This window comes from Caulobacter sp. SSI4214, from assembly GCF_012184455.1.
Taxonomy (GTDB): Bacteria; Pseudomonadota; Alphaproteobacteria; order Caulobacterales; family Caulobacteraceae; genus Caulobacter; species Caulobacter vibrioides_E.
The window spans coordinates 106,352-132,781 of the sequence record NZ_SZWJ01000001.1 but is presented as its reverse complement, the minus strand read 5'-3'; the positions used below and the strand labels follow the sequence as shown (position 1 = coordinate 132,781).

28 protein-coding genes and 1 pseudogene are annotated in these 26,430 nt (G+C 66.9%); 25 read left to right on the top strand and 4 right to left on the bottom strand.

The annotated features are described in order from the left end of the window. Positions 1-60: 60 nt before the first annotated feature. The gene (locus FCU40_RS00550) at positions 61-669 is read right to left on the bottom strand and encodes a hemerythrin domain-containing protein (RefSeq protein ID WP_168072169.1); all 609 of its coding nucleotides are present in this window, start codon (positions 667-669) and stop codon (positions 61-63) included. Between the two features lie 536 nt (positions 670-1,205). Here FCU40_RS00550 and FCU40_RS00545 point away from each other — a divergent pair. The 6 genes from FCU40_RS00545 to FCU40_RS00525 all read left to right on the top strand — a co-directional run bounded on the left by FCU40_RS00545 (position 1,206) and on the right by FCU40_RS00525 (position 7,665). After that, positions 1,206-2,495: a cytochrome c gene (locus tag FCU40_RS00545; protein WP_168072167.1), complete on the top strand. Its 1,290-nt coding sequence runs from the start codon at positions 1,206-1,208 to the stop codon at positions 2,493-2,495. A gap of 7 nt (positions 2,496-2,502) precedes the next feature. Continuing rightward, a complete protein-coding gene (locus tag FCU40_RS00540) occupies positions 2,503-2,967 on the top strand; it encodes a (2Fe-2S)-binding protein (RefSeq protein ID WP_168072165.1) in 465 nt (154 codons plus the stop codon). Then, complete coding sequence (locus FCU40_RS00535; protein WP_175582044.1) at positions 2,964-5,288, top strand: molybdopterin cofactor-binding domain-containing protein; 2,325 nt, start codon at positions 2,964-2,966, stop codon at positions 5,286-5,288. Before FCU40_RS00540 ends, FCU40_RS00535 begins: the two co-directional genes overlap by 4 nt. A 411-nt stretch (positions 5,289-5,699) precedes the next feature. Beyond that, complete coding sequence (locus FCU40_RS23485; protein ID WP_275052032.1) at positions 5,700-6,452, top strand: DUF2252 family protein; 753 nt, start codon at positions 5,700-5,702, stop codon at positions 6,450-6,452. Continuing rightward, positions 6,449-6,922, top strand: coding sequence for a DUF2252 family protein (locus FCU40_RS23480; RefSeq protein WP_275052031.1), 474 nt, complete (start codon positions 6,449-6,451; stop codon positions 6,920-6,922). The genes FCU40_RS23485 and FCU40_RS23480 overlap by 4 nt, the downstream gene beginning before the upstream one ends. Positions 6,923-6,987: 65 nt before the next feature. After that, the gene (locus FCU40_RS00525) at positions 6,988-7,665 is read left to right on the top strand and encodes an exopolysaccharide biosynthesis protein (protein WP_206677283.1); all 678 of its coding nucleotides are present in this window, start codon (positions 6,988-6,990) and stop codon (positions 7,663-7,665) included. Positions 7,666-7,898: 233 nt separating this feature from the next. Here FCU40_RS00525 and FCU40_RS00520 read toward each other — a convergent pair whose 3' ends face one another. Further along, complete coding sequence (locus FCU40_RS00520) at positions 7,899-8,822, bottom strand: LysR substrate-binding domain-containing protein (protein ID WP_168072164.1); 924 nt, start codon at positions 8,820-8,822, stop codon at positions 7,899-7,901. 210 nt (positions 8,823-9,032) lie between these two features. On the opposite strand from FCU40_RS00520, the gene FCU40_RS00515 reads away from it, so the two are divergent. The 4 genes and pseudogenes from FCU40_RS00515 to FCU40_RS23575 form a co-directional block, all read left to right on the top strand. Beyond that, positions 9,033-9,872 (top strand): metallophosphoesterase, encoded by an 840-nt coding sequence (locus FCU40_RS00515; protein ID WP_168072162.1) that lies wholly within the window; start codon positions 9,033-9,035, stop codon positions 9,870-9,872. Next, on the top strand, positions 9,869-11,161 hold the full coding sequence (locus FCU40_RS00510; RefSeq protein WP_168072160.1) for an MFS transporter: 1,293 nt from the start codon (positions 9,869-9,871) through the stop codon (positions 11,159-11,161). The genes FCU40_RS00515 and FCU40_RS00510 overlap by 4 nt, the downstream gene beginning before the upstream one ends. Before the next feature lie 106 nt (positions 11,162-11,267). Next, positions 11,268-13,550, top strand: a complete 2,283-nt coding sequence (locus FCU40_RS00505) for a TonB-dependent receptor (protein WP_168072158.1) — start codon at positions 11,268-11,270, stop codon at positions 13,548-13,550. A 72-nt stretch (positions 13,551-13,622) separates the two neighbouring features. After that, positions 13,623-14,336: pseudogene (locus FCU40_RS23575) on the top strand (DUF6615 family protein); the annotation flags it as partial. 157 nt (positions 14,337-14,493) lie between these two features. On the opposite strand, the gene FCU40_RS00495 reads toward FCU40_RS23575, so the two are convergent. Together FCU40_RS00495 and FCU40_RS00490 are read right to left on the bottom strand one after the other, a co-directional pair. Next, positions 14,494-15,150, bottom strand: a complete 657-nt coding sequence (locus FCU40_RS00495) for an NAD(P)-binding domain-containing protein (RefSeq protein WP_004615607.1) — start codon at positions 15,148-15,150, stop codon at positions 14,494-14,496. A 640-nt stretch (positions 15,151-15,790) separates the two neighbouring features. After that, positions 15,791-15,991 carry a hypothetical protein gene (locus tag FCU40_RS00490; protein WP_004615605.1) on the bottom strand — a complete coding sequence of 67 codons (201 nt, stop codon included), beginning with the start codon at positions 15,989-15,991 and terminating at the stop codon, positions 15,791-15,793. A gap of 223 nt (positions 15,992-16,214) precedes the next feature. Here FCU40_RS00490 and FCU40_RS00485 point away from each other — a divergent pair, with 223 nt between their 5' ends. The 15 genes from FCU40_RS00485 (at position 16,215) to FCU40_RS00415 (ending at position 26,380) form a co-directional block, all read left to right on the top strand. Next, the gene (locus FCU40_RS00485; protein ID WP_035016819.1) at positions 16,215-16,412 is read left to right on the top strand and encodes a Flp family type IVb pilin; all 198 of its coding nucleotides are present in this window, start codon (positions 16,215-16,217) and stop codon (positions 16,410-16,412) included. Between the two features lie 81 nt (positions 16,413-16,493). Next, positions 16,494-16,937 carry a prepilin peptidase gene (locus FCU40_RS00480; protein ID WP_054508489.1) on the top strand — a complete coding sequence of 148 codons (444 nt, stop codon included), beginning with the start codon at positions 16,494-16,496 and terminating at the stop codon, positions 16,935-16,937. A gap of 18 nt (positions 16,938-16,955) precedes the next feature. Further along, the gene (locus FCU40_RS00475; RefSeq protein WP_168072155.1) at positions 16,956-17,135 is read left to right on the top strand and encodes a hypothetical protein; all 180 of its coding nucleotides are present in this window, start codon (positions 16,956-16,958) and stop codon (positions 17,133-17,135) included. Then, on the top strand, positions 17,132-18,043 hold the full coding sequence (locus FCU40_RS00470) for an RcpC/CpaB family pilus assembly protein (protein WP_168072153.1): 912 nt from the start codon (positions 17,132-17,134) through the stop codon (positions 18,041-18,043). The genes FCU40_RS00475 and FCU40_RS00470 overlap by 4 nt, the downstream gene beginning before the upstream one ends. Next, the gene (locus FCU40_RS00465; protein WP_168072151.1) at positions 18,040-19,311 is read left to right on the top strand and encodes a pilus assembly protein N-terminal domain-containing protein; all 1,272 of its coding nucleotides are present in this window, start codon (positions 18,040-18,042) and stop codon (positions 19,309-19,311) included. The genes FCU40_RS00470 and FCU40_RS00465 overlap by 4 nt, the downstream gene beginning before the upstream one ends. Further along, positions 19,311-20,396: an ATPase, T2SS/T4P/T4SS family gene (locus FCU40_RS00460; RefSeq protein ID WP_168072149.1), complete on the top strand. Its 1,086-nt coding sequence runs from the start codon at positions 19,311-19,313 to the stop codon at positions 20,394-20,396. Before FCU40_RS00465 ends, FCU40_RS00460 begins: the two co-directional genes overlap by 1 nt. Beyond that, on the top strand, positions 20,393-21,094 hold the full coding sequence (locus FCU40_RS00455) for a type II secretion system F family protein (protein WP_004615598.1): 702 nt from the start codon (positions 20,393-20,395) through the stop codon (positions 21,092-21,094). Before FCU40_RS00460 ends, FCU40_RS00455 begins: the two co-directional genes overlap by 4 nt. After that, positions 21,091-21,564 carry a type II secretion system F family protein gene (locus tag FCU40_RS00450; RefSeq protein WP_168072147.1) on the top strand — a complete coding sequence of 158 codons (474 nt, stop codon included), beginning with the start codon at positions 21,091-21,093 and terminating at the stop codon, positions 21,562-21,564. The genes FCU40_RS00455 and FCU40_RS00450 overlap by 4 nt, the downstream gene beginning before the upstream one ends. A gap of 102 nt (positions 21,565-21,666) precedes the next feature. Next, a complete protein-coding gene (locus tag FCU40_RS00445; RefSeq protein ID WP_168072145.1) occupies positions 21,667-22,038 on the top strand; it encodes a histone in 372 nt (123 codons plus the stop codon). A 56-nt stretch (positions 22,039-22,094) separates the two neighbouring features. Then, positions 22,095-22,280 (top strand): hypothetical protein, encoded by a 186-nt coding sequence (locus FCU40_RS00440; protein WP_131368800.1) that lies wholly within the window; start codon positions 22,095-22,097, stop codon positions 22,278-22,280. Between the two features lie 19 nt (positions 22,281-22,299). Next, entirely contained in the window at positions 22,300-22,491 is a 192-nt protein-coding gene (locus FCU40_RS00435; protein WP_168072143.1) for a hypothetical protein, read from the top strand. A 226-nt stretch (positions 22,492-22,717) separates the two neighbouring features. Next, positions 22,718-23,137 (top strand): hypothetical protein, encoded by a 420-nt coding sequence (locus tag FCU40_RS00430; RefSeq protein ID WP_168072141.1) that lies wholly within the window; start codon positions 22,718-22,720, stop codon positions 23,135-23,137. A 452-nt stretch (positions 23,138-23,589) separates the two neighbouring features. Then, a complete protein-coding gene (locus FCU40_RS00425) occupies positions 23,590-23,985 on the top strand; it encodes a zinc ribbon domain-containing protein (protein ID WP_081612851.1) in 396 nt (131 codons plus the stop codon). Beyond that, entirely contained in the window at positions 23,982-25,142 is a 1,161-nt protein-coding gene (locus FCU40_RS00420) for a transporter (RefSeq protein ID WP_168072139.1), read from the top strand. The genes FCU40_RS00425 and FCU40_RS00420 overlap by 4 nt, the downstream gene beginning before the upstream one ends. Further along, complete coding sequence (locus FCU40_RS00415) at positions 25,142-26,380, top strand: FAD-dependent oxidoreductase (RefSeq protein ID WP_175582043.1); 1,239 nt, start codon at positions 25,142-25,144, stop codon at positions 26,378-26,380. Before FCU40_RS00420 ends, FCU40_RS00415 begins: the two co-directional genes overlap by 1 nt. Positions 26,381-26,430: the final 50 nt, after the last annotated feature.

Here is a 26,430-nt window from a genome sequence, read left to right as displayed (position 1 = left end):
CTGCTGGGTTTAGGGTGGAGGGCGTGAGATCCCGCTTGATGGTCGCTCCCGACATATGGCCTATGCCACCGGCTTCAAGGCGATCTTCTTCTCGATCACGGCCGCGGCCTTTTCGGCCTTCTTCCGACGCTCGAAGACCTTCCGCATGTAGCGCTGGTCCGCTTCCGACAGGACCTTTTCGGCCTCCAGAAACTGCTCTGTCTCCTCCTCGAGAATGTGCTCGAGGTACTCGTCCTTCAGCGTGGCGAAATGGGTCAGCCAGCCCGATGAGGTGATGTCGCGCGCCGCGGCGTCGGCCATCAGCTTGTCGAGTTTGTGGTGGTCGCCAACCGCGTGTCGGGCGAATTCAGTGGTCTCGGGGTTACGCATCACCGTTGACCAAAGCGCCTGTTCCTCCGCCGCGGCGTGGCCGTGAACGTCGCGAACGAACTCCTCGAACAGCGCCTTTCTGGCGGGGTCGTTCGGGGCGGTCGCCTCGATCATAGCGAGGAGGGCGCGGTGCTTGTCGTGATCCTCGACCAGTCGGCCGAAGATCTCGGGATTGCCGCGAAACTTCGTTGCTGGCGTCGAGCCAATTCGCGCTGGCACTTCGGGCGCGAGCGCGCGCGCCTGGCCAACAGCGTCGGCTTTTGCTTTGGCTTGTTTTGCCTGGCTGACCGGTTGGGTCATGGCTGATCCTGATGTCTCGTTGTGGAAGGAAAAACCAGGCTCGAACGCCAGGCTCGGTCGCCAAGGCAACGCGCGACATCCAAGAACGCTGCGCCTTTGGAACGCGGTGCGGCAATCGCTTCGGTCGTCGCTGTCTGCATGGGAAAACATGTGGAACGGCGCCGCTCGCGGGTCGTTGTTGATGGCTGCGGCGGAAAAGTGAAAGTCGGCGGGGGCGCGATGGACAGGAACAGGTCGGGGGAGGGGCGCGGAGCGCCTAAGCCTTCGGAGCGAGAGCCGGTCCTGGCCGGCGCCCCAAACCTTAGGATGGCCCGGTCGGCGCATGCCTATGTGCGCGCGGGGTTCGGCGGACTGACTCGGGTGCGGATCAGCCGAAAGGCGGATGCTGGAACAGGCGGCGGACGATCTCGCTGCGATCGCTTCTCAGAAGTCGCGCCAGTCTTGCCGAGGGCGAGGTTTGCTCGCAGACTTATCGGATGTGGCCTTGTCGCGGCTGGGCTTGGCGCCCCCGAACGAGACCGTCGAGAGGGCTCACCGTGCTGAAACGTATCCTTGTCGGACTGCTTGTCGTGGCGGTCGTGGGATTGGTCGGTTTCAGCGTGTTCGCCTGGCGTCCAGCCATCGGCGAGATCGCGCCGCCCGCGTCCTCTAGCTTCTCGCCGGAACTGGTGGCGCGCGGCGAGGTGCTTGCCGGAGCCGGCTACTGCTCGACCTGTCACACTACAAAGGGTGGTCAGCCGTTCGCCGGTGGTTATCCGGTAAAGACCAGCTTTGGCACGATCTATTCGACCAACATCACGCCGGACCTGAAGACTGGGATCGGGACGTGGTCCGAGGCGGCTTTCGGCCGCGCGATGCGCGAGGGCGTGGCCCGCGACGGATCACACCTATTCCCCGCCTTGCCCTATGACCATTTCACCAAGCTGTCGGACGCGGATATCTCGGCGCTGTACGCCTACATGATGTCGCGGCCGGCGGTGGTCGCGCCGGCCAAACACAACACCGTCCCGTTCCCCCTCAACATTCGCGCCCTGCAGGCCGGCTGGAAGCTGCTTTTCTTCAAGCCCGGACGCTTCGAGCCCGACGCCGCCAAGAGCGCCGCCTGGAACCGCGGGGCGTACCTGGCCGAAGGGATCAGCCACTGCGGGGCCTGCCACACGCCGCGCAATTTCCTGGGCGCGGAGAAGCGCGACAAGGCCTTCGCCGGCGCCGCCATCGACAACTGGATCGCCCCGCCGCTGACCGCGGCCAATCCCTCGCCCGCGCCCTGGGACCAGGCCGAACTGGTTGCCTATCTCCGGACGGGGGTCAGCCGCTATCACGGTGTCGCCGCGGGACCGATGGCGCCGGTGGTTCACGACGGGCTGATCAAGTTGCCCGACGCCGACATCCAGGCCCTGGCGGTCTATTTCGCCGACATCGACGGATCGGCCGGCCGCGCGGGAGCCCTGGAGCAGGCCTTGCGGCGCGCCTCTGTCGCCGACCGCTTGAACGTCGGGCCACAGAACGACCCAGCCGCGCGGCTCTACACCGCCGCCTGCGCCTCTTGCCACTACAACGGCGTGGGCCAGCCCAATCCGCTGCGGCCGGATCTCGCCCTCAACAGCGCCGTCAATCTAGACGATCCGACGAACCTGATCCGGGTAGTGCTCTATGGCGTCAGCGCCAAAGACGGCGCGCCGGGGGTGGTGATGCCCAGCTTCAACCGGTTCAGCGACGCCGATGTCGCCGAGCTGGCCGCCTATCTGCGCGCCACCCGCACCGACAAGCCGGCTTGGCCGGATCTCAAGAAAAAGGTCGCGGCGATCCGCGCGCAGGGAAAGTGAGCCAGCCATGACCCAGTTCACGATCAACGGTCGGCCGGTCTCCATCGACGCAGATGAGGATACGCCCCTGCTGTGGGTGATCCGCGACGACATCGGCCTGACCGGCACGAAGTTCGGCTGCGGGATCGGCATGTGCGGAGCCTGCACCGTCCATGTCGGCGGGCGGGCGACCCGCTCGTGCATCACGCCGGTCAGCGCCGTCGAAGGCGCCGAGGTGACCACGATCGAGGGGCTGGACCCCGCCGGCCAACATCCGGTGCAGCAGGCGTGGCTGGAGCTGCAGACCCCCCAGTGCGGCTACTGCCAGTCGGGCCAGATCATGCAGGCCGCGGCCATGCTCAAGGACTTCCCCGCGCCCACCGACCAAGACATCGACGCGACGATGAGCGGCAATCTGTGTCGCTGCATGACCTACGCCCGCATCCGGGCGGCGATCAAACAGGCCGCCGCCGCGATGGGGGGCAAGTCGTGAGCCGTCTTCCACCCCTGAGGGAAAAGCGGGGAGGCGGGGCCGGCCACGTTTTCTCGCGCCGTAATTTCCTGATCTTTTCGACGGGCGCGGGCCTGGCTTTCGGCTTCTCGGCCCTGGTCGAGGCGGCCATGGACCCGGCCGTCCCCGGCGGGGCGCCCCCCGCCAGCGAAGGGCCTCGGTTCGAGCCGACCCTGTGGTTCGCCATCGACGGCGAGGGGATCGTCACCGTCAACATCATCCGCGCCGAGATGGGGCAGCATGTGGGCACCGCGCTGGCCCGCATTCTGGCGGACGAGCTGGACGTAGCCTGGGACAAGGTGCGGATCGTCCATGTCGACTCCGATCCCAGGTGGGGGTTGATGGTCACTGGCGGCAGCTGGTCGGTGTGGCAGACCTTCCCGATCTTCAGCCAAGCCGGCGCGGCGGGTCGGATCGCCCTGGTCGAGGCCGCCGCCAAGTTGCTAAACGTCTCGCCTGCCGGCGGGACGGCGCGCGGCGGCATGGTCCATGTCGGCGGTCGTTCGATCTCGTACGGCGACATCGTCAAGCGCGGCGGCGTGGCGCGCCAATTCACGCCCGAGGAGTTGGCCAAGCTGCCGATCAAGTCGGCGGCCGAGCGCAAGCTCATCGGCAAGCCGGGCAGGGCGCTGGACATCGCCGCCAAGACCAACGGCACGGCGGTCTACGGGATCGACGCCAAGGCCCCGGGCATGGTGTACGCGCGACCCAAGCTGCCGCCCACGCGTCACGGGGCTAAGGTAGTCTCCGTCAACGACAGCGCCGCCAAGAAGGTCAAGGGTTACCTGCGCTGCCTGACCATTGAAGATCCGTCCGACACCGTGCCGGGCTGGGTGCTGGTGATCGCCGAAAGCTATGCCGCGGCCCTTCGCGCCTCGGAGCTAGTCAAGGTGACGTGGACGGCGGGGCCCGGCGCGACCGTTTCGGAAAAGGACCTGCAGGACCACGCCGCTGGTCTGATCGCCAAGCCCGATGTCGGCGCGCTGCTGGACACCAAGACCGCCGACACGGCCCCGGCTTTCAAGGCCGCCAAGTCGGTGCTTGAGCAGACCTACACCAACGCCACCGTGCTGCACTTTCAGCTCGAGCCGCTGAACGCCCTGGCCTTCGAGAAGGACGGGGTGATGGAGATCCACACCGGAAACCAGTGGCAGAGCCTGATCCTGCCCACCCTGGCCAAGGCGCTGGATCGCCCCCAAACCAAGATCATCATGCGCACCTACATGCTGGGTGGCGGCTTTGGGCGACGACTGAACGGCGACTACGCGGTGCCCGCCGCCCTGGCGGCCAAGGCGCTGGGCAAGCCGGTCAAGCTGGTGCTGACCCGGGAGGACGACGTTCGCTTCGACTCGGTGCGATCGCCTTCGGTCCAGACCGTGCGCATGGCGTTCGACGGCGCGGGAAACATCCTGGCCCAGGAGCATCACGCCGCCGCCGGCTGGCCGACCCTGGCCAATGCGCCAGCCCTGATGCCCAAGGGCAAGAACGGCGTGGCCTACGACCCCTTCGCCATTTCCGGCGCCGACCATTGGTACGAGGTGGGCGCCCACAAGGTGCGGGCCATCAACAATGACCTGGCCAACGAGACCTTCCGTCCTGGTTGGCTTCGATCGGTGGGGCCGGGCTGGACCAATTGGGCGAGCGAAAGCTTCATCGACGAGGCCGCCCATCACCTGAAGACCGATCCAGTCGCCCTGCGCCTCAAACTGTTGACCGGCGCGGGCGCCAATGCGGGAAGCGACGCCAGCACCAAGGGCGGCGCCAAGCGTCAGGCCGAGGTCGTGCGCCGCGCGGCCCAGGCCGCCGGCTGGGGCCAGTCCCTGCCCAAGGACACCGCCCTGGGCCTCGCCACCAGCTTTGGCCAGGAACGCGATATGCCTACCTGGGTGGCCTGCGTGGCCCGCGTCCGTGTCGATCGGACGACCGGCGTGGTGACGGTCCAAAAGCTGACTGTGGTCACCGACGCCGGAACAATCGTCGATCCGGACGGCGCCCGGGCCCAGACCGAAGGCGCGGCGCTCTGGGGTCTCAGCATGGCCCTGCACGAGGGCACCGAGTTTGTGAACGGCCAGGTGAAGGATTTGAACCTCGACACCTATATGCCGCTGCGGATCTCCGACACGCCGGAGCTGGACATCCAGTTCGTCGACAGTGTCGAGGTCCCCGTTGGTTTGGGTGAGCCGGCGACGACCGTTATCGCTCCCGCAATCGCCAACGCCATCTTCCGTGCCGTCGGTGTGCGCCTGCGGCATATCCCCATCACCCCGGCCGCCGTGCTCGCGGCTCTTGGGGGCAGGGCCTAGCACATGACAAAGGTCTGAAGGCGGCGCCCCTACGTCGCCGGCGATCAGCTTCGCGTACCCTTCGCGGAATTACATTGAGGGGCTGCGCTTAGCGCCTGTCTTCCTAAGGACAGCGGCGCTCCCACACCCGCGAGGCGTGCGCCAAGCCGCGCGCCTCGCCCCATCACATCAAGCGAAGGCGACGCCCGGTAGTAGGGCGGGCGGTCTCACCGGAGTCTGGCTCTCGCCAACGGGGGAAGCTCGGGCAGGGCCATGGGGACACGCGGGGAGGGGCGTCAGCGAAGTCTCATCGCCGCCGACGGTTGCGGCTTCGTCTGTGGAGTCCGGGCTATGGCGGGAACAGCGCGCGGAACAGCGCGGCGTGCGCGCCGTTGTGGATAGCGTTGGAAAACGGCGAAGGTTCGGGGTGCGATGAGCGTGAAGGATTCGGTTAAGGCGCGAGGGGCACCTCGTCCGTCGGAGCGCGGACCGATCCTGACCCGCACGCGAAACCTTAAGATGGCCCGCTCGGCACACGCCTATGTCCGCGGTAACACAGTGCGGTTTTACGAGTGGCTGGACGCCAGCGGCTGCCGACTGCCCGCCGGGCCGTCGATCTGGATCTGCGGCGACTGCCATCTTGGAAACCTCGGGCCGCTTGCCGATGCGAGGGGGCGTGTCGACATCCAAATCCGCGACCTCGACCAGACGGTGATCGGCAACCCGGCCCACGACCTCATCCGGCTGGGCCTGTCGTTGGCGTCGGCCGCACGGGGCTCGGACCTGCCTGGCGTCGTTAACGCGCGGATGATCGAGGGCCTGATCGAGGGCTACGAAGCCGCTCTGGCCGAGGATTTCGACGCCAAGTCGCGCCATCCGCCAATGATCGGGGCCGTTTTGAACCAGGCGGCCAAGCGCAGCTGGAAGCATCTCGCCGCGGAGCGTTTGCAGGGCGTCGAGCCCAGGACCACGCTTGGCAAGCGCTTCTGGCCAGTGGGCAGGGCCGAACACCGCGCGCTGGAAGAGTTGTGCCTCGGCGATCGAGTCAGCGAGCTGGTGACCAGCCTTAAGTCACGCGATAACGGCTCCGAGCTGCGCCTACTGGACGCCGCCTACTGGATGAAGGGCTGCAAGCTCGCTTGGCCGTCTGCGTTACGCCGCGCTGGTGGCGGTCGAGGGCGATGACGGCGAGACCGACATCTGCTTTGTCGACATCAAGGAAGCGATCAAGGCCGCCGCCCCCCGCGACCCGCGACCCGCGAGCCGTGATGCCGCGCGACAACGCCGAGCGGGTCGCCGCCGGGGCGCGGGCCTTGTCGCCCAACCTCGGCGACCGCATGGCCGCCTGCCGGCTCCTTGGCAAGTCAGTCATCGTGCGCGAACTGATGCCCCAGGACATGAAGATCGGACTCAGCGGCCTGGCCCCTGATGAGGCGATGGCCTCTGCCCAGTCGTTGGCCCGCGTCGTCGGCGACGCGCATGGCCGGCAGATGGACGAAACCACGCGCCGGGCGTGGCTCGACGAGCTGTCGCGCAATCGCACCGGCGGTCTGGACGCTCCGTCTTGGCTGTGGACGAGCGTCGTTGAGCTGACCGCCGCCCACGAGGCGGCCTATCTCGAGCACTGCCGACGTTATGCGCTAGGCCTGGCCTAGGCCCCGGGGCCGCATGTGAAATTGAAATTGTTGGAGGCGATTGGCCTTAGAATGGAGAGGTCCAAGTGCGGCGGGTGAAAACTAGCGGGACATCTCCGATCGAACCGTCGGACCTGCCGCCCGCGGCGCTCAACATATTCTTCCGGCGCCAATCGATCTCGAACGTGATGCTTCAATTGGCGGCCACGGCCAACGAGACCGTGACGGTTCGAGACCTTGTGAACCACTTCGGCGAACGGGCTTTTGGGGCGCTGCTGCTGATCTTCTCAATTCCAAACGCCCTTCCGATGCCGCCAGGGGTATCGCTGGTGATCGGCGTGCCTCTCGTGCTCATCACCTTCCAAATCATGCTCGGCAGCCCACGGCTCTGGTTGCCCCGTACGATGATGGATCGTGGAGTGTCGCGAGCGACGTTCATCGCCATGAGCCTGCGCATCCTGCCGACCCTGCGCCGCGCCGAGCTGGTGGTGAAGCCGCGTTTTCAAGGTTTGTTCAACCCCGTGGGAGACCGCTTGCTCGGGACCGCGGCGTTCGTTCTGGCCTTGGCTAGTTTCATGCCCATTCCGTTCGGCCATCTGTTGCCGGCTCTGGCGCTGGTAGCGTTCGGGTTTGGCCTAATCGAGTTCGACGGACTGGCGATCCTGGTCGGATGGCTAGTGGGCGTGTTTAGCATCGGCGTATTGGCGCTTCTGTCTCACTCGCTAATCGAAGGCGCGAACCACCTCCTGGCGAGGGGGCATTAGGGCTTGGCGCCCGACTGGGGTCGCGGGCGGCCTAAAGCCGTCAACAATGCAATGTTTGGAAACGGGCGCACCCATTGTCGGCAACGATGATGCGCTGGAAATGTCCGAGCAGATCGATCTCTAATACATCGACCCGCCGGGTTTGGCGCGGTTATCGCGCACGATGCGTCCACCGAACGTCGCGTTCCTGGAGGACAGCCAACGGCAGCAATTGGCGCGGCCCAGTCGACAGGCTAGGCGTAATGCTCGTGGGCGACAGGCGTGCTGTGGAAACGGTCGCAGGAAGCGGCGGTTTCGGTCTTCAGCCAGTCGACGAAGGCTTCGTGGGCGGTGCAAGCGCGGCGGGGGCGCTCGGCATGGACGACGCGATATTGCTGGCCGATCGGGGCGCCGGCGTTCAGGCGACGAACCAGCCGCCCTTCGGCCAGCAGCCGCTCGCTGGCCAGCGGCACGGCCAGCGCCAGACCCATGCCGCTGGCTGCGGCTTCGTACATCGCTTGCAAGGTGGGAAAGGTCTGGCTGGCGCGCGGCGGCGCGGCGGGACGGCCGACCTGTTCGAACCAGCGCGACCACAGGTTCGCGCCGCCAGCCGTAGTCAGCAGGGCGTGGTCGGAAAGATCGTCGATCTGCTCAATGGGCGCGCCGCCGGCCGGTGTCGGGGCCGAGACGACGAAGGCGTCCAGCTCGACCAGCACCTCGGAGGCGAAGTCGGCCGGGGCCGCATCGCCGCCGCAGATGGCCAGGTCCGCCTGGCCGTCGCGCAGGCCATCCAGCCCCTGGCGGATGATCAGCTCGATTTCCAGTCCGCGCGCGCGCAATGCGCCCAGGCGCGGCATCAGCCAGGTGACGGCGAACGAATGCGAAGCGCTGACCCGCACCGCGCCGCCAGGCGCGCGCAGGCGACGGGTGGCTCGCCGGATGACCTCCAGCGCCGGGGCGATCTCGTCCAGATAGCGCGCGCCGATCTCGGTCAGACGCGGCGTGGGCCCGGAGCGATCGAACAGTGGCGCGCCGACGAAACTTTCCAGCAGTTGGATGCGACGCGAGAAGGCCGAGGGGCTGAGGGCCAGCTCGGCCGCGCCGGCGCGGAAGCTGGCGGTGCGAGCGGCGACCAGGAAGGCCTCGGCGGCCTCCAGTGGCGGGGTCTGTCTCAGCATGGGCGAGAACCCTTTGCGACCATGACGTCGAGCTAGCACTCCATTGTCACAGAATGAGGACAGCTTGCGCGGCGCGGGACGGGCGGTTCGGGGGATGCGTTGCGTTCGACGCAAGGACGGTTGCAAGGTCCGCGCTTCTGGCGAGACGGGCGATCCGGCAAGCGAAGCGTGCGGACCATTCTGCATCCGCGCTTTGCTAATCGCCTACCCATGCGCCTTGCCCTGATCTCCGACACCCATCTGGCTCCCGTCGCGGCCGCCTTCAACGCCAATGCCGAAGCGGCGATCGACTGGATCGAGACGTGGGCGCCCGATGCGGTGATCCACCTGGGCGACGTCACCGCCGACGGGGCCGAGGATCCGGACCAGTTCGAGCATGCCCGCGTGCTACTCTCGCGGCTGTCGGCGCCGCTGCACTGCCTGCCCGGCAATCACGATGTCGGGGACTGTCCGCCTGCGAACGGAACCAAGGAGCCGCCGTTCTCATCGCGCCGCCTGGCCCAGTTCCGCGCCGCCCTGGGCGCCGATCAGTGGTGGTTCGCCCGCGATGGTTGGACGTTGATCGGCCTCAACAGCCAGCTGTTCGCGAGCGGCGATCCCGAAGACGCCTTGCAGGCCGAGTGGCTGGAGAATGAATTGGCGGCAGTGCGCGGGCCTGTCGCGCTCTTTCTGCACAAGCCGTTGGTGCTGGAAACGCATGAGGACACGCCCGATCATCCCCGCTTCGCGCCGCTGGAGGCGAGGCGGCGGCTGGCGCGGCTGCTAGCGGATCGTCCGGCCCTGGTGGTCAGCGGTCACGTCCACCAGCACCGGCGCCGGCGGATCGGCGTCGCCGATCATCTGTGGGCGCCATCGACGGCTTTTCTGCTCCCCGACAGCGTCCAGCCGCGCTTGGGCGACAAGCAGGTCGGGCTGCTCACGCTCGAGCTGTCGCCGGACGGCGGCTGGCGCGCCGAGATGGTGTCGCCGGCGGCCATGGTCTCGCATGACGTCCTGGACCACCCCGAGGTCTATCCGCAGGTTCTCGAGATGAAGCGGAGCGCGATGTGACGGTCCCAGCCCAAGGCTCTAGCCGTTCGCGTTACGCCGTCTATGGCCTCTGCGTCCTAATCGTCGCCTATGTGCTGGCCTTCATCGATCGGCAAATCCTGAACCTGCTGGTCGAACCGCTGAAGCACGACCTGGGGCTCAGCGATCTGCAGGTAAGCCTGCTGCAAGGGCCGGCGTTCGGTCTCTGTCTCGCCTTAGCCGGCCTGCCGATCGGGCGGCTGGTCGATACGCACCGGCGCGTGACCGTGCTGGCGATCGGGGTGGCGGTCTGGAGCCTGATGGCGGCCGGCTGCGGCCTGGCGCCCAGCTATGCGATGCTGCTGGCCTGCCGGATTGGCGTCGGGACGGGAGAGGCCGCCATGACCCCCAGCGCCTATTCGCTGATCGGCGACTGGTTTTCTCCCAAGCGCCAAGGCGTCGCGGCCGGCTTCTATAGTATGGGCGCCTATGTCGGCGGCGGGCTGGCTCTGATCCTGGGCGGGGTGCTGCTGAAGGCTCTGCCGGCCAGCGACGGGATGGCGGCGTGGCGTCTGGCCTTTATAGCGACCGCCGCCGCCGGGATCCCCGTGGCCCTGTGGGTGGCCACCCTATGCGAGCCGTCCCGCAGCGATCCGTCGCCGAGCAAGACCCCGCCCTCGTGGCGTGAGGCGCGAACCTGGTTCGCCGGGGCCGGCGGACGAGGGGCCCTGGCCGTCAACACCGCCGTCACCTTCGCGGCGATGGCCAGCTACGCGATCTCCGCCTGGACGCCCAGCGCCTTGATCCGCGCCTTCCACCTGGCGCCGCATGCGGTGGGTCTGCGCTTTGGCCTGACGATGATCACCGCGGGCGTCGCCGGCAGCTTGAGCGCGGGCTTCATCGGCGACGCTTTGCGCGCGCGTGGGGTGAGAGACGGACGGCTCTGGGCACTCGGCTTGGCGGCCATGGCGGCGATCCCTTTGGCGGCGAGCGCCACGCGCGCGGCTTCGCCCGACCTGACCTTCATCCTGCTATGGCCGCTGATCTTCCTGGTGACCATGGCCGTCGGCTGCGGGCCAGCCAGCCTTCAGGAGATCACCCCGGTCAGGATGCGCGGCCTGCAGCACGCCCTGGCCGTCCTGGCGGTCAATCTGTTCGGTTTAGGCCTGGGGCCGCCGGTCGTGGCCGCCATCACCGATCTCGTCCTGCACGACGACGTCCGGGTCGGCCACGCCCTGGCCATGGCCGCGCCGGTGATGCTGGCCCTGTCGGCGACCTGCGCTCTGCAGGGGCGGGCCGTCTATCGCCGAGCGCTTCCGGTCGACGCCTGAAGGCTGCGTTGCGCCTGGCGCAACGCCCGTTCGAACCTGCGCGCTTAGGCGCGCCCGGGGGGCCGAAGTATCGCAAGGCCGTAGCTTTCAGACGCTCGGGGATCCCATGTTCAGACTGTTCGCCACGACCAGCGCCTTCGCCTTGCTCGCCACCGCTGCTGGCGGCGCTCAGGCCCAAGAGACCGCTCAGTTGGAGGAGGTCGTCGTCGTCGGCAGCCGCGCGACAGCCCGCCTGGTCACCGACTCGCCCGCCCCAGTGGACGTGATTTCGGCCGAGACGCTGGCCGCCCAAGGCTTCGACGACATCAACCGCGCGTTGGCTTTCATCGCTCCGTCGTTCAACTTCCCGCGCGGCGCCACCGGTCCGTCGGCGGCCAATACTCGGGCCGCCAGCCTGCGCGGCCTGGCGCCCGACCAGGTGCTGGTGCTCGTCGATGGCAAGCGCTGGCATGCCTCTTCGGTGATCAACTTCAACAACGTGTTCGGCCGCGGCTCTGTCCCGACCGACTTGGGCGCCATTCCGATGTCGGCGGTGGCTCGGATTGAGATCCTGCGCGACGGGGCGGCGGCCCAATACGGTTCCGACGCGATCGCCGGAGTGATCAACATCGTCATGCGCAGCGACCGAGGCGGTCGCGCCACCGTCCAGGCCGGTCGTACGGAGGAGGGGGACGGCGGCACGGTCACCGCCTCGCTAGGCTATGGCTTCACTCTGGGCGAACGCGGCCGGCTAAACCTTTCGGCCGAGGTTCGCAGCCGCAACAGCACCAACCGCGCCGCGATCGACAGCCGCTATGGCCGCGTGACCACCCAGCAGGGCGACCCGGATTCTCTGGACGTCGGCCTGGCAGCCAACGGCGAGTACGACCTCGGTGGCGCCGTCACCCTCTACGGCGACGTCGTCTATGATCGCCGCCGTTCGATCAGCCCGGCCCAATACCGCGCCCCGACCGTTGCCCCGGCCATCTATCCGCAAGGCTTCGTACCGCACATTCGGCTGGATCTGGACGACGCGGGTGGCGCGGTCGGTCTGCGCGGCGCTTGGCGCGGCTGGTCCTGGGACCTCAGCGACGCCCCCGGCTACAGCCACGCCCGCTTCGCGGTGCGCGACACCACCAACACCTCGCTGGGGACCGCCAGCCCGACCCGTTTCGACGGCGGCGGCGCGCGCTACGTCCAGAATGTGCTCGACTTCACCGCTTCGCGACCGTTGCGCCTGGGCGCCGGCGGCAACCTGGCCCTCGGTGTCGAGCACCGCTGGGAAGGCTTCAAGATCATCTCGGGCGAGCCGAACTCGTACACCGGCGCCGGCGCCCAGGGCTTTCCAGGCTTCAACCCGCCCACGCCGGTCGACGCCGACCGCGGCGCCGTGGCCGCCTTTGTCGACGGCGAACTGAAGCCGGTAGAAAGCGTGACCCTGGCCGCCGCGGCGCGCTACGAACACTATGGCGACTTCGGCGATGCGACCTCGGGGAAGATCAGCGCCCTGTGGCGGCCCGTTCCCGTCCTGGCGGTCCGGGGAACGATCTCGACCGGCTTTCGCGCTCCGTCGCTGCAGCAACGTTTCTTCTCGACGGTGACCAGCCAGTCCAGCGGCGGCATTCTGGTCAACATCGGGACCTTTGCCGTGGACGATCCGGTGTCGCGGGCGCTGGGCGCTTCCCCGCTAAAGCCCGAGAAGTCGCATAATCTCAGCGCCGGCCTGGTGGTGACGCCAGCCGCAGGCTTCTCGTTCACCGCCGACGTCTTTCGGATCAGGATCGAAGATCGCATCGCGCTCAGCGAAACCCTGAGCGGCGCCGCCGTGACCGCCGTCCTGAAGGCGGCCGGGGTCACCAACGCCAGCCAGGCGCGTTTCTTCACCAACGCCGCCGACACCACCACGCGCGGCTATGAGCTGACGGCGAACTGGCGCGGGCGGCTGGGCGCGAACGGCCGGTTCGACGTGACCGCAGGCCACACCCAGACCGATACCGACCTGGACCGGCTGCGAGCCAATCTGGTCTTACCGTCCTTGCCCTTACTGGGTGTCGCCGCGATCGACCTGATGGCCGACGCCCTGCCGCGAACCAAGACCACAATGACCGCGCGCGCCGACTGGCGGGCTTGGAGCGCGGGCGTGAATCTGGCTCGCTTCGGGTCGTTCCGCGCTGTTCAGGTGGCTAGCGAGCAGGTCTTCGGGCCGATCACCACGATCGACCTTACCCTCGACTACGCCGTCAATTCGCGCCTGAAGGTCGGGTTGTCGGTTCTGAATCTGAGCGACGCCTATCCCGACAAAATCGTTGACCGGGCCCTGACACAGGGTGGCGGCATCCAATATCCTGAGGTCGGTGGCGTCGGCACGAACGGTCGCGAGTACGTGCTTCGACTATCATCGCGCTTCTGAGGGCGGCCGCCGGCATTCAAGGCAGGTGAACGTCCGCCTCCAGACAATGCACGAACGTCCGCGTCTGGCGGCGACTTCGACATCCTCATCATCGAGCCAGCGACGGGCGAGGCGATCCAGTACAGGATCCAAGCCAAGCGCCTTTCGCCGCATCCGACCACCTGGGGCTGGGGCTCCTATCGCGAGCTCGACCATCCCCACGGCCAAGGAAAGCAGGCTTCCACCCTGATCCGGTCTTCGGCCAAGGAGGCGATCAAAACCATTCCGCTCTATGCCTTCTACAATCCCGAGACCGGGTGCGCGGCCTCCGGTGGCGAGATCTCCGGCATCGAGCTGGCGGACGGGCGAGAGATCAACCAGATCGTAAAGACCCTGGTGAAGGCCAAGGCCGCCTCCAAGCGGCCGCGCCTGAAGCGCCTAGATCATCTGCGCGATCTCTTCTTTCCCCTATCGACGATACTGTGCCCGCCGTTGGGCGCGGAGAGGCCCGCGTCGACGGGGATCATCCCACCCCGAACCTCCCGTCTGGCAATCGAGACCCGGGGTCGTCCTCATTGGATGTGGGTCAAGAAAATCCCCCGACTGCCGCGTGACCGCCAGGAGAACCTAGCCCTGCCGTCGCCCACCCAAGAACCGTCGCGGCGATCGCGCGGCGCGCGCCAAGTGTCCGCGGCTCGCCGGTTTCCGGCGGTGGTCGAGCGCGCCTTGGCGCGGCGCGAGGAGGAGGCGATCCAGGTTGCTCTGGTCAAGCGGCCGAAGATCGTCCTCGTCTCCAAGGGTGGCTAACAGACCCCGCATGGGTCGGAGAAGAGCCGTTCGCTGCCAGCGGCGCCGGCCTGAAGGTCCGGAGCTTGGCAAGGTGCCAACGTCCGCAATTGGCGCACTGTTGCCTCGAAGGGGCTTAGTTCGGGGCCGTAGGCGTCCTAGCAATTGAACCGAGCTCCTATCGCCAAGAACCTTCGGGCAGGAGCACGTTGCGATCCGCATGGACGATGGCTTCGTGCAACGCGGCCTTGCTGAGTGGCAGGCAGTAGGCTGGTCTCGCGCGTTCAAAACGCCAGCTCTCACCGAGCGAGCCTGCGTCGTAGGGTTCGAATCCGAATTGCGCCACGAGCTCGGACACGACGCGTTTTGCATCGTCGTCGTCGCCTGCCAGCGGCAGTGCGCGGCGCGCCCCTGAGGTCAGCCGGGATCCCGTATGGTTCAGGTCGCGGGCCAGGATAGCGTTGAACGCCTTGACGAGGCGGGCGCCGGGAAAGCGCTGCGCGACGAGCTCACTGGTTGTTGTGCGGTTTGCGTCGAGTTCGACGATCGCGCCGTCACGATCCGGATAATAGTTGTTTGCGTCGACGACGATCTTGCCGGCTAGGCCTGGATGTTGAAGTTCTAGTGCCCGGGCAAGAGGGATGGCGATCAGGACGATCTCCCCATAAGCGACCGCGTCGTCAACGCCGCCAGCCCTAGCGCCAATTTTCTGCGCGAAGTCGTCTAGCGTCACCGGGTCACGCGAGTTGCTCACCATGACTTCGTGTCCGGCGTCGACCGCAAGTCTAGCGAAGGCGCGGCCGATGTTCCCCGCGCCAATCGTGCTGATCCGCATTGCAACGCCCTCTTCACTGTGCGGGACAGGTGGTGGCGTCCTCTCGCTCGGTCAAGCTTCAGGCGCTGATTTCAGAGCGGCGTTGGTTGGGGTGAGAGGCACCTGTCCGACGAGATACCAAGGTCTCAGGCGCTCAGGCCGACCTCATCATCGGCTTGGCGGAGTCGTTTCCTGTCAGCGGCGTCGCTAGCTGAAGGTCCGGAAGCTGGCAAGGTGCCAATGTCAGCAAGTGGCGCACCCCGGCCAACCCACCTACAGCGATCAGCGCGCGGAGTGCGGACCCTGCCTATGGTGGCGAGGGGGGATGAAATCCTACCTCGCGGCGAAAAGATCTTCGAACTTACGCAGCAGGTCGAAAGTCACCTTCGCCAATGTCGTCGGGAAAGGGCGGCCACGCGCCATTAGCGGGCGCTTGTAGCTTCGCAACCACAGCTTCTCGGGGCCGGACCGAATGGACAACCTATTGAGAGCTCGCATCTAGATGGCCAGGGGCCATTCACAGTTCTCACGGGTGTCCGCTTCAGCGCACCTACGCCCCAAGTACGCACCGACGCTCGTGCGGTACGTTTAAGGCGCATGTGTGTGCGGGGAGGGGGGCTTGAACGGCCGCTTGCCTCGTAACCGGAGCGTTCGGATCACCCTAGCCGCCTGGCGCGATCATCCGCTGAATGGCCGCGTCCTGCGCCGCGCGCATGGCATGAGCGCCCCAGACGATCAATCCCGACAACACCCCGCCGGCCGTGCAATATTCCACGGCGGTCAGCCCTTCCTCGTCGCGCCAGAGCGCGATCAAGGCCTCATTCAAGCGGAGGCGACGAAGGTGGGCGATCACGAAGGTCATGGGCCTTTGGCTTGAAGCTGCGTCCCGCCAAACCTCCCACCTCGGACTTAAGATCGCGCCAAGCAACGTGGTTGAACCGTCTTAACGCCCCTTCGGCGCGGGCGCTGCGGGACCGCGATGCTGCCCAATTTGGGCGGTGGGGGCGTTGCCGCGCGGGGGGCGCGTCGGCCAAGGTTTTAATTATTGAGCAACCATGCTCAGGGGTTTCTGGGGAGTGGGCGACATGCTTCGCGAATTCATCAATCAAGTTTCGGCGCTGCTGAAGGACGAGTCGGGGCTGACCTCGACCGAATATTCGACCATGGGCGGCGCCATGGCCGGCGGCGTGTTCACGATGTCGGACGCCCTGTCGCAAGCCTCGGGCACGGCCTTCGACAACGTCGTCAACGCCGTGGCCGGCGACGACGGTTCGGCCGGTTAAGCGTAACGGCGCGCCCGGGTCGCTTCACGGGCCGGGCGCGTTGAAACCATGATTGGCGTTAATAGGGTCATAGACGCGACTTTGGTCGCCCTTCTGGCCGGCTGCATCTTCTCGGATGTCCGTCGACGGATCATTCCGAATGGTCTTTGCCTCGCGGTTGCCCTGCTGGGCCTGATCGCTGGACTGATCGAGGATCCCGCCGCCGTGATCTATCCGGTCCTTGGCGGCGCCTTGCTGATCGTCGGTGGTCTCGCGTTGCATCGCAAGGGCGTGCTGGGCGGCGGCGACGTCAAACTGATGGCCGCCTTGGCCATCTGGCTCACCCCGATCGAGATGGGGCGGTTCGTTCTGTGCACCATGATGGCGGGCGGCGTGGTCGGAGCGGCCTATCTGCTCGCTGGTTTCGCACGGCGCTTACGCGACAAGACCGCGCCGGCCGCGAGCGGCGTGCCCTACGCCTTGGCGATCGTGGTGGGGTTCTATTTCCTGCGCCCTGATCGCGTACTTCTTCTCCTGCAGGCCTAAGGACGGGAGACAGTCGCCATGAGCCAGAATGAAACCGGCGCTTCGCCGCGGGGTGGTTTTCTCCTGCTCTTGAAAAACGTTGGAATGTTCGTCCTCGCCGCGGTTGTCGCTGGCGTGGTGATACAGCTGGGCAAGCACATCGCGCCCTCGTTGTTTGGCCGCCCTGCAGAGCGCCCTGTCCAGGAACAAGGTCGATGACGCCCTCCGACCCTTTCGGGCTCGGCCCGACAAGCGCTCCGGCCAAGCCGGCCTCGTCGCTGCTGACCGGCCTGAAGAATATCGGCATGTTCTTCGCGGCCCTGATCGCGACCGTACTGATCGCCAGCCTCTTCAAGTCGGCCCTGGCCTCGACCGGCGGTCACGCGGCCGGCCGCTATTATCTGGAGACTTCCACGGCGATCCGGGCCGGAGAGACCCTTTCGCCAAGCAATACGGTTTGGCGCGCGGGCGCCGCCAAACGCGGTCCCGATGTGTTGTCTTCCGACACCAAGGGCGCCGATGTCTACTGGGGTTGGCAGGCGCTCGCGCCCATCCGCGCGGGCCAGGCCGTGACCAAGGGCGCCGTCGTCGACGCGCGGGCCGATGCCGCGACGCTGTCGCCGCCGCCCGGCAAGGTCGGTTTCATTCTCGCCGGCGATGAACTGACCTCGGTCAGCCAGGTGCTGCGTCCCGGCGCGCGCGTCGATGTTATCGCGGTCGCTGGCGGAGGTCGCAACGCTAGCGCCGCGGCCGCCGTCGCCACCTTGGTGCAGGCCGCGCCGGTGCTGCATGTGCGAGGCGGACTGAAGCGCGGCGGCCGCGGGTTGGACGCTTCGGTGACCCTGGCGGTCTCGCCCGAGGAGGCCGAGGACATGGCCGCCTGGCGGCGCAACGGCAGCCTCGTCCTCACGGTCTCGGGGCCGAACAGCGCCGATCCGTCGCGACTGGGGCAATGGCGTGCGCTTTATGACGACGCCGAGGTCGACGCCAGCGACGCCGCCGCGGACCCCCGCCCCGCCGCCGAACACGCCTCAAGCGGCGCGAAAGGGTCGGTCGCGACGCCTCCGCCGTCTTCCAGCGTCGCGGTGATCACGCCCAGCGGCGCCCGTCAGCAGGCCTTGCCTTGACCCTCAAAGCCTTTTTCGTCGCGTCCGCGACAGTGTTGTGGACCGTCAACGCGGCGGGGGCCGAGCGCGAAACGCTGCGCGAGGGCTCCGTCTTGACGTTCAAGCCGGCCAGCGATGTCGCGTCGGTCGTGCTGTCGAACGAGGACGCCCTGGCGGTCGATGTGCGCGGCCCGCGTCAAGTGGTGGTGTTCGGCAAGAAGGAGGGGGTGGGCGAACTTCTGCTGCTCGACGCGCGCGGCCGCGACATCGAGCGCCACGCCTTCACTGTCGTCGGCGACCTGTCCAATCTCGAGTCGGTGCTCAACGGAGCCTTACCCGGCGCCAGGATCCACGCCGAGCGCGCGAGCGGCGTCGTCGTGCTCAGCGGCGAGGCGGCGACCAGCGCCCAGGTGGCTACCGCCGGGACCATCACCGCCGGAGCGTTTCCAGCTCTGAAGCTGGTCAATCTGGTGCGAAGCCGCGCCAGCGACCAGTTGGCGGTGTCCGTGCGGGTCATGGAGGTGCGCAAGAGCCGCCTCAAGGCCCTGGGCATTCGCTGGTCGGCGATGAACCGCTTCAACCAGGGGACAGGCGCGGTGGGCAACACCTTCGCCTCGGCCTTGGGGCAGCCGGGGTCGGCCGATCTGTTCGCCTCGGCCAAGTTCACGCTCAATCGTCTGACCCTGGACGCCTATATCAACTTCCTGCGGACGGAGGGAGCGGCCACCATGCTGGCCGAGCCGACCTTGGTGGCGACCAGCGGCCAGAAGGCGCGCTTCCTGGCCGGCGGCGAGATCCCGGTGCCCACCCCCTATATAAATGGCGCTGGGGTGAGCAATTCTCTTGGCTACACGTTCAAGCCCTACGGCGTGACTCTGGAGTTCACCCCCGAGATTCTCGACGGCGAGCGGGTCAAGCTTGAGCTCGCCCCCGAGGTCTCCGCCATCGACGATAGCCACGTGGTCGAGTTCGGCGGCGCCAAGGTCCCTGGCCTCGTCAGCCGGAAGACCGCGACCACGGTGACCTTGCGTTTCGGCGAGAGCCTCGCCATTGCTGGTTTGCGCACGCGCGACACTCAGAAGGACCGGCGTGGACTGCCGTTCAAGACCCCATTCAATCTGGGCGACGCCCTGGCCGGGGCCAATAACACGCAAGACTCCGACACCGAGCTGGTGCTGATCGTCACGCCCGAGACCGTGGCCGACGCCCAAGGTCGGATGCCGACCGCCCGGGAAGCGGACCCGCCGCCGGTGTCGAAACCGGCCAGCCACGCTCCAGGGCGGCCCTGATGACCGACGCAGAACGGTTGGTGGCCGGACTGGTCGACGCCGCCGCTCGCGCCTTTCCTGGCGATGATCATGGCGAGCTCGTCGTCGAGCGTCCGGCGCTGGAGGCCCATCTGTCCAGGATCATCGCCGGGCGTCGTGATTTAGCGGGCTCCGAGGCGGAGGCCCTGGTGGACCGGGCCTGCGACGAGATCCTCGCCTTTGGACCGATCACCGCCCTGATGACCGCGCCGGGCGTCACCGACATCCTGATCAACGGTTGGAACCGGATCGTCTATGAGCAAGATGGCCGACTCCATGATTTCGACGGGCGCTTCTTTGGCCCTGAACACCTGAATAGCTTCGTGCATCGCCACGTGGCCAGGGCCGGACGGGCGGTCAATCGCGCCAATCCGTGGGCGGACGTCGAACTGCGCGACGGCTCGCGCATGCACGTCGTCAGCGCTCCCGTCGCCCAGGGCGGCCCCTTCGTGTCGATCCGACGCTTTCCCGAACAGCCTTTCAGCCTGGAGGCTCTTGAAACGCTCGGCGCCATCGATCGGGCCCAGCGATCCTGGCTGGAAAGCGCCGTGCGCGACCGGCTGAACCTCGTCATCGCCGGCGCGCCCGGAGCGGGCAAAACCACCTTGCTCGGTGCGTTGCTGGCTAAGGCGCCGTCGCATGAGCGCATCGTGCTGATCGAGGATGTCAGCGAGCTCAAGGTCGAGCATCCTCATTGCGTTAAGCTTCAGACGCGCCGCATCGCGCATGGCGAGGGCCAGCCGGCGTCGATCCGTCAGTTGGTGCGCGAGACGCTGCGGATGCGGCCCGACAGGCTCGTCGTTGGCGAAGTCCGCGGCGAGGAAGTGTTCGACATGGTCGCGGCCATGTCGATCGGCCTGGCCGGCTCGCTGAGCACCCTGCACGCGGGTTCGGTGGATGGGGCGATGCGACGGCTGGCGTCGCTCTACGCCGCGGCGGCTCTTGGCCAGGCGGGCGTGGAGCCGCGGGCGGCCATCGCCCACGCCGTCGACGCCATCGTTTTCCTGGCGCGCGATGAAGCAGGCCGCCGCCGTGTGGTCGATATTCGCGGCCTGGTGGGCGTGTGAGCGGCTGGGCCGACCGACTGGGCGTGACGCCACGCCCGGAGGCCGCGCTGGCGGCCGCTGGGGCTGGCGTGTTCGCGGGACTATGGAGCGGGGTGGCGCCGTTAGGCTTGGCTCTGGGTTTGGGCGGCGGCCTCTTGATCGGACAGGTCCTCCACCAGCGCAGGGACGCGGGCGAGGCGCGCGATCGCGACCAGGTTCGGCGATTGATCGAGACCGCCGCGCCCCTCGCGCGGGCCGGGATGTCGCTGGACGCGGCCCTGCGGCGGGCGGCGCGGGCGGCCAGCGGCCCCGGCGCGTCCGTCCTCGCCGACGGACTATCCGCCCAGGCGGCTGGCCGCTCGGTCGATATGGAAGCCTTCCGACCCTATCCTTACACCACCCTGCTGTTCGAACTGCTGCGGTTGCATCGTGAACAGGGCGGCGATCCTCAACCCTTCCTGACCGCGTACCGAACGGCCTTGGGGATGAGCGAGGATCTGGCCAAGAAAAAGCAACTCGCCCTGACCCAGATTCGCTGGCAGGCCAATGTCATCACCGTGTTCTTTTTCCTGGTGCTCGGCTTCTCGGCCGCCCATGCGGGCGTCTTCGTCTCGGCGCTGCTGGAAAGTCCCGACGGTCGCTGGATGACCACCCTGGCCGCCACGCTGGTGATTTGGGGCCGCGTGGCGTTGAACGGTCTCGCCAGGACCATGTCATGAGCCTCGAGGAGCGCTATCAGGGAGAGATCGAGGCCGCCTGCGAATTCGTGGCCATCGCGGCGCTGGCCGCGGCCGAGGCTGGCGCTCCGCCCGCCTGGGCTCTGGGTCTTGGTCTGAAGCTGGCCGATGCGCGCGAGATGGACATGTCCGCGGCCGCCGCGCATTGGCGGCGACTGCGCGCCGCGCCCGACCCGGGTCTTCTGCCCGCCATGTCGGACGCGCCAGCCCCGGCCCGGGCCTTGCTGGCGCTGGCGATCGAGGCCGAGGAAAACGGCGATGATCTGCGCGAACGCTTGCGCATCTACCTGGCCAACAGTTTCGAACGACGTGAGTTTTCGTTGCGGCGGCGGATCGAGACCGTGCCGGTCTATATGATCATCGTGCTGGTGCTGTTCTTCATGCCCGCCATTCTGCTGATGCTGATCGGCCCCTCGTTCCTGGCCCTGTTGCGCGCCCTCTACGCGGCCTGAACATGCCGCCCAATCTGGGCAGTCGCCGCATGGAGGGCCAACTGGCCACTCCCTATAGTTTACGAGATGTCACCATAAGGGTGCGGGGGTTTAGGGGGTATCATGTTCAAGCTCTTCCGTGCGGCCGTCGTCGCCTTGGCGGCCCTCTTCGCCGTCTCCACGATCGTGCCCGACGCGACCGCGCAGGCCGCGACCACGCCTTCGGGCAAGACCCTGACGAAGGTCAAGAAGTCGCCCGTCAAGAAGAAGGCCAAGAAGGTCAAGAAGGACCCGACCAAGCGCGGCGCCAAGAAGGTCAAGAAGGACCCGACCAAGAAGGGCGCCAAGAAGGTCAAGAAGACGCCCACCAAGAAGGGCGCCAAGAAGATCAAGAAGGCCCCCTCGAAGAAGAAGAGCGTCAAGTCGACCAAGAAGCCGGTTAAGAAGGTCGTGCCGAAGCCCGGCTCGACCCCGCCCAAGACCAATACGCCCTAACCGGGGCGCTCTGGCGAACCATGTCGCGCGCTGTCTTCTGGCGGGACGAAAAAGGCGTGGCCTCAGTCGAGGCCACGATCCTTTTGGCGGTCCTTGGCATGGCGCTGCTGGCCGGCGGATATCGCCTAGGGCCGGCTATCAAGGCCTACAGCGATCGATTGTCGGCCGCCGTGCGCGAAGCGCGTTGTCTGGCGGCCGGCGATCCCAGCGCCCCGCCGCCGCCCTGTCAGGTCGGGGTCTAAGGCGGTGTTGGGGGTTCAGGTGCTCATTCTGTCGCTGGTGTTTTTCCTGATCGGAGCCGAGGCGGCCGCGCCGGGCGTGAGCCGAAGCGTAGTGGTCGCGGCCGCCGAGACGACGGTGGCGGTGCGCGATCACACCTACGGCCATCTCTGCGCCCGCTTGTCCGCGCATGGCCGGCCCTGCCCAGCTTCAGCGGCCGAATCCAAAGAATAGGCGAAGGCAATTTTGCTTCGGCGCTATAGAGTGTCCTACAGGTGTAGATTTGAATAGAAGCGCGCTTTATCTCCGAATATCGGAGCCTTTTCTCGTATTTGCCGATCGTCAACCATCAATATACTCATACTGAGTGCAACTATAACGTAAGTTTTCCATAATTCCCTGTTATTTATTTCAACCTGCAATAAAAGCCTCCTCGGGGACATGTTCGGGGGCGAGCAATATGCGGTGCGCGGCGCCGGTCAGGCAGCGTCAATCAGACGCGCCTTTGGGTTTGGACTTGGTTGGGCTGCGACTGCAGGTCGCCTCTCGGCTTTTCAACTATTTTTCGAGAGTGCGCCGCAGGCTTGGCCTCGATAGCGACAGTCAACAGATCCTGTTCTCGTTCATGCTGACAGGGCTGGCGGAGGCAAGTCGGGTGCGCGGGTCGCAAGCCACGTTCGCGCCCGAAGACTTCTGCGCCCGCCTCAACGCCTCGACCATCGCCGACATGACCGGCATCCCGCGCGAGACTGTGCGCCGCAAACTGATCAAATTGGGAGCCGAAGGCTTCTTGATCAACGAGGGGCTCGGCGTCTACGTCATGGATCGCTACTGGAGCGATCTCGACATTGTCGAAGCGTTGGCCTGGATCCTGCGCTAGGCAAGCGGAGCCTTCTCAACCGCGTCTCAAGCCTTTGCGATGCCGCGATCACCTACAATGCCCGGAAAACGACCTCCAACGAACGGGCGCTCAGTCCCGGGGAACTGACTACTTAACTGCGCGGCGCCGATCGAAGGCGTTATAGTAAGCGTCGCGCGATAATGCCCAATCGGTTTCATCTGCGCGCCACTCCGGTACGCGAGAAGGAATTGCGAGCGCCGCAGTCTTCACGCGACTCGAAGCCGCCAGGGATCGAAGCCGTTCGTCCAGGCAGCCGGCGCTTCCAAATCCACCTTCACCTGATCTTGACGCGCAGGACGATGACATGCTCGCTCGCGTGGCGCAGTGTACCCAAAAATCTAACGACATTAGGAAACCATTTGATCCCGAAACCTAACGGCTTTAAGTGATCGACTAAGAACGCCGCGAATGGCGTCGCCAGGGAGATCGCAGTGAAGGGACTGGGTCAGGACGGCCGTTACTGGGAGGCCTTGTCGCGAGGCCGGCTGGAGCTGCCGCGTTGCGCGGCCTGTGGGCGGTGGCGTTGGCCCGCGCCGTTCCGCTGCGGCGATTGCGGGAGCTGGAGTTTCGACTGGCGACCAGTCGAGATGCGCGGCGTCATCTATTCTTGGACCCGCACCTGGCACCCGTTCGAGGGGACGGAGGCCTTTGGTTCGCCGTTCGTCACCCTGTCGGTGACGCTGCCGGAGGCCGGCGACATCCGCCTGATGGGCGTTCTGGATGGCGAGGGTGAACCGATCATCGGCGCCCCGGTCGTCGGCCATGTGGCCGAGGCCGAGGTCTACGGCCGGGTGATCCCGGGCCTGCGCTGGGCGGTGACGGCATGAGCGCGTTCCCCGTCAGCACGGCCGTCGTCGGCCTGGGCGTCCATCAGTACAAGCGCGGCGGCGCGCCGCTGCCTGAGCAGGGCGTCCTGGTCGGCGCCATCGTCGACGCCTGCGCCGACGCCGGCCTCGATCCGTCCGAGATCGACGGTTTTGTCTCATACGGCGACGACAAGAACGAGCCGATCCGCATGGCCCCGGACCTGGGGATCGAGGATCTCTGCTGGTCGGCCCAAGTGTTCGGCGGCGGCGGCGGCGGGGTCGCGGCGGCCTTCGGCCTCGCGGCGGCGGCGATCATCAGCGGCCAGGCCAAGACGGTCGTGGTGTTCCGCGCCCTGGTGCAGGGCGACAGCGGCCGGCTCTCCGGAGCGGTTATGGCCCACCACCTGAACGATCACATCATGGCCGCCGGCAATGTCGCCCCGGCCATCGAGTGCGCCATGCGGGCCCAGCGGCTTCTTGAACACCACAAGGTGCCGCGCCGATGCCTGGAGGACCTCGTGCGGGCCTCCTATCACCACGGCGCGCGTAATCCGAAAGCGGTCAGCTACGGCAAGGACCTGGACCTTGATGTCTACCGGTCGTCGCGGATGATCTGCGAGCCGTTCCATCTGTTCGACTGCAGTCGCGAGAACGACGGGGCCGGAGCCCTGATTCTGACATCCGCCGAGCGGGCGCGGGATCTCAAGCAAAAACCGGTGTATCTGAAGGGTGTGGCCCAGGGCGCGGGGCGCGGCTGGGGGGATCTGCTGCAAAACGACGCCCACTATGCCTCGGCCGGGTTCGAGTCGGTGGCGCGGCGGTTGTGGACGCAGACGGGCCTGACGCCGGCCGACATCGACGTCGTGCAGCTCTACGAGAACTTCAGCGCCCAGGGCGTGGCCTCGCTGATCGACCACGGCTTCTGCACCTACGAGAGTGTCGGCGAGGTGGTGCGCTACGAGAACTTGATCGCGCCGAGCGGCAAGCTGCCGGTCAACACGGCGGGCGGCAACCTGGCCCAAGGCTTCATCCATGGGATCGGCATAGCGGTCGAGGCGGTGGAGCAGCTACGCGGAACCTCGGCCAATCCAGTCGCCGGCGCGCGGCACTGCCTGCTGGCCGGCGGCCCTGGCGCCCCGACCGTCAGTTCGGCGGTCTTCTCGACCGAGGCGCGCTGATGCGGCGATATGACGTCGTGATCGTCGGGGGCGGCCACGCGGGCGGCCAGACGGCTATCGCCCTGCGTCAGGGCGGCTACGCGGGCTCGATCGCTTTGATCTCCGCCGAGCCCGAAGCGCCTTATGAGCGGCCGCCACTGTCTAAGGGCTATCTGGCCGGCGAGAAGACCTTCGAGCGCCTGTTGCTCCGTGCGGAGAGTTTTTGGAGCGAACGCGAGATCGCTTTATGGCTGGGGCGCGTCGTCGTCGCGGTTGACCCCGAGGCGCGCGCCGTCACCCTCGCGGATGGCGAGACCTTGGGTTACGGTCGGTTGATCTGGGCGGCCGGCGGCGAGCCTCGCCGACTGACCTGTGTTGGCCACGATCTCCGAGGCGTCCACGCCGTGCGCAATCGCGCCGACGTCGACCGGATGATCGCCGAACTGCCCGCCGTGGACCAGGTTGTGGTCATCGGCGGCGGATATATCGGCTTGGAGGCCGCCGCGGTTCTAACCAAGCTCGGCAAGCGCGTCGTGCTGCTGGAGGCGCTGGATCGCGTGCTGGCGCGGGTGGCGGGCGAGGCGCTTTCGCGCTTCTACGAGGCTGAACACCGCGCGCATGGCGTCGATCTGCGGCTAGGGGCGAAGGTCGAGCGTCTGGAAGGCGCCGAGGGCGGCGTCAACGGCGTCCGGCTGGCGGACGGCGCGTGGATACCGGGACAGATGGTTGTCGTCGGCATCGGCATCGAACCCGCGGTCGGGCCGCTGCTCGCGGCGGGGGCCGAGGGCGGGAATGGCGTGGCGGTCGACGCCTGGTGCCGAACAAGTCTGCCCGGCGTCTTCGCCATCGGCGACTGCGCCCTGCACGCCAATCGTTATGCCAACGGCGCGCAGATCCGGCTGGAGTCGGTGCAGAACGCCAACGACCAGGCCGCCGTCGCGGCGACCGTCATCCGGGCCGGGGAGGGCGCGCCATATGACGCCGTCCCGTGGTTCTGGTCCGACCAGTACGACCTCAAGCTCCAGACCGTCGGCCTGTCGATCGGCCATGACCGGGCCGTGCTGCGCGGCGACCCCGCCAGCCGGTCGTTCTCGGTTATCTATCTGCGCGAGCGACGGGTCGTGGCGCTGGACTGCGTCAATGCCGTCAAGGACTACGTCCAGGGGCGCAAGCTCGTTGTCGACGGCGCCCGCATCGCGCCCGAAGATCTGGCCGACGCCGCCGTTTCACTCAAGGAGATGAGCGCCTTATCGGCCTAAAACTATTGTCATTAGATTTTTCCGTGCTACGGTTCTGGCACCGAAAGAGG

Coding starts and splice junctions, on each gene's coding strand:
- FCU40_RS00550 (WP_168072169.1), bottom strand. CDS start 669: ATGACCCAACCGGTCAGCCAGGCAAAACAAGCCAAAGCAAAAGCCGAC.
- FCU40_RS00540 (WP_168072165.1), top strand. CDS start 2,503: ATGACCCAGTTCACGATCAACGGTCGGCCGGTCTCCATCGACGCAGAT.
- FCU40_RS23485 (WP_275052032.1), top strand. CDS start 5,700: ATGAGCGTGAAGGATTCGGTTAAGGCGCGAGGGGCACCTCGTCCGTCG.
- FCU40_RS23480 (WP_275052031.1), top strand. CDS start 6,449: ATGACGGCGAGACCGACATCTGCTTTGTCGACATCAAGGAAGCGATCA.
- FCU40_RS00520 (WP_168072164.1), bottom strand. CDS start 8,822: ATGCTGAGACAGACCCCGCCACTGGAGGCCGCCGAGGCCTTCCTGGTC.
- FCU40_RS00515 (WP_168072162.1), top strand. CDS start 9,033: ATGCGCCTTGCCCTGATCTCCGACACCCATCTGGCTCCCGTCGCGGCC.
- FCU40_RS00505 (WP_168072158.1), top strand. CDS start 11,268: ATGTTCAGACTGTTCGCCACGACCAGCGCCTTCGCCTTGCTCGCCACC.
- FCU40_RS00495 (WP_004615607.1), bottom strand. CDS start 15,150: ATGCGGATCAGCACGATTGGCGCGGGGAACATCGGCCGCGCCTTCGCT.
- FCU40_RS00490 (WP_004615605.1), bottom strand. CDS start 15,991: ATGACCTTCGTGATCGCCCACCTTCGTCGCCTCCGCTTGAATGAGGCC.
- FCU40_RS00485 (WP_035016819.1), top strand. CDS start 16,215: ATGCTTCGCGAATTCATCAATCAAGTTTCGGCGCTGCTGAAGGACGAG.
- FCU40_RS00475 (WP_168072155.1), top strand. CDS start 16,956: ATGAGCCAGAATGAAACCGGCGCTTCGCCGCGGGGTGGTTTTCTCCTG.
- FCU40_RS00470 (WP_168072153.1), top strand. CDS start 17,132: ATGACGCCCTCCGACCCTTTCGGGCTCGGCCCGACAAGCGCTCCGGCC.
- FCU40_RS00460 (WP_168072149.1), top strand. CDS start 19,311: ATGACCGACGCAGAACGGTTGGTGGCCGGACTGGTCGACGCCGCCGCT.
- FCU40_RS00450 (WP_168072147.1), top strand. CDS start 21,091: ATGAGCCTCGAGGAGCGCTATCAGGGAGAGATCGAGGCCGCCTGCGAA.
- FCU40_RS00445 (WP_168072145.1), top strand. CDS start 21,667: ATGTTCAAGCTCTTCCGTGCGGCCGTCGTCGCCTTGGCGGCCCTCTTC.
- FCU40_RS00430 (WP_168072141.1), top strand. CDS start 22,718: ATGCGGTGCGCGGCGCCGGTCAGGCAGCGTCAATCAGACGCGCCTTTG.
- FCU40_RS00420 (WP_168072139.1), top strand. CDS start 23,982: ATGAGCGCGTTCCCCGTCAGCACGGCCGTCGTCGGCCTGGGCGTCCAT.
- FCU40_RS00415 (WP_175582043.1), top strand. CDS start 25,142: ATGCGGCGATATGACGTCGTGATCGTCGGGGGCGGCCACGCGGGCGGC.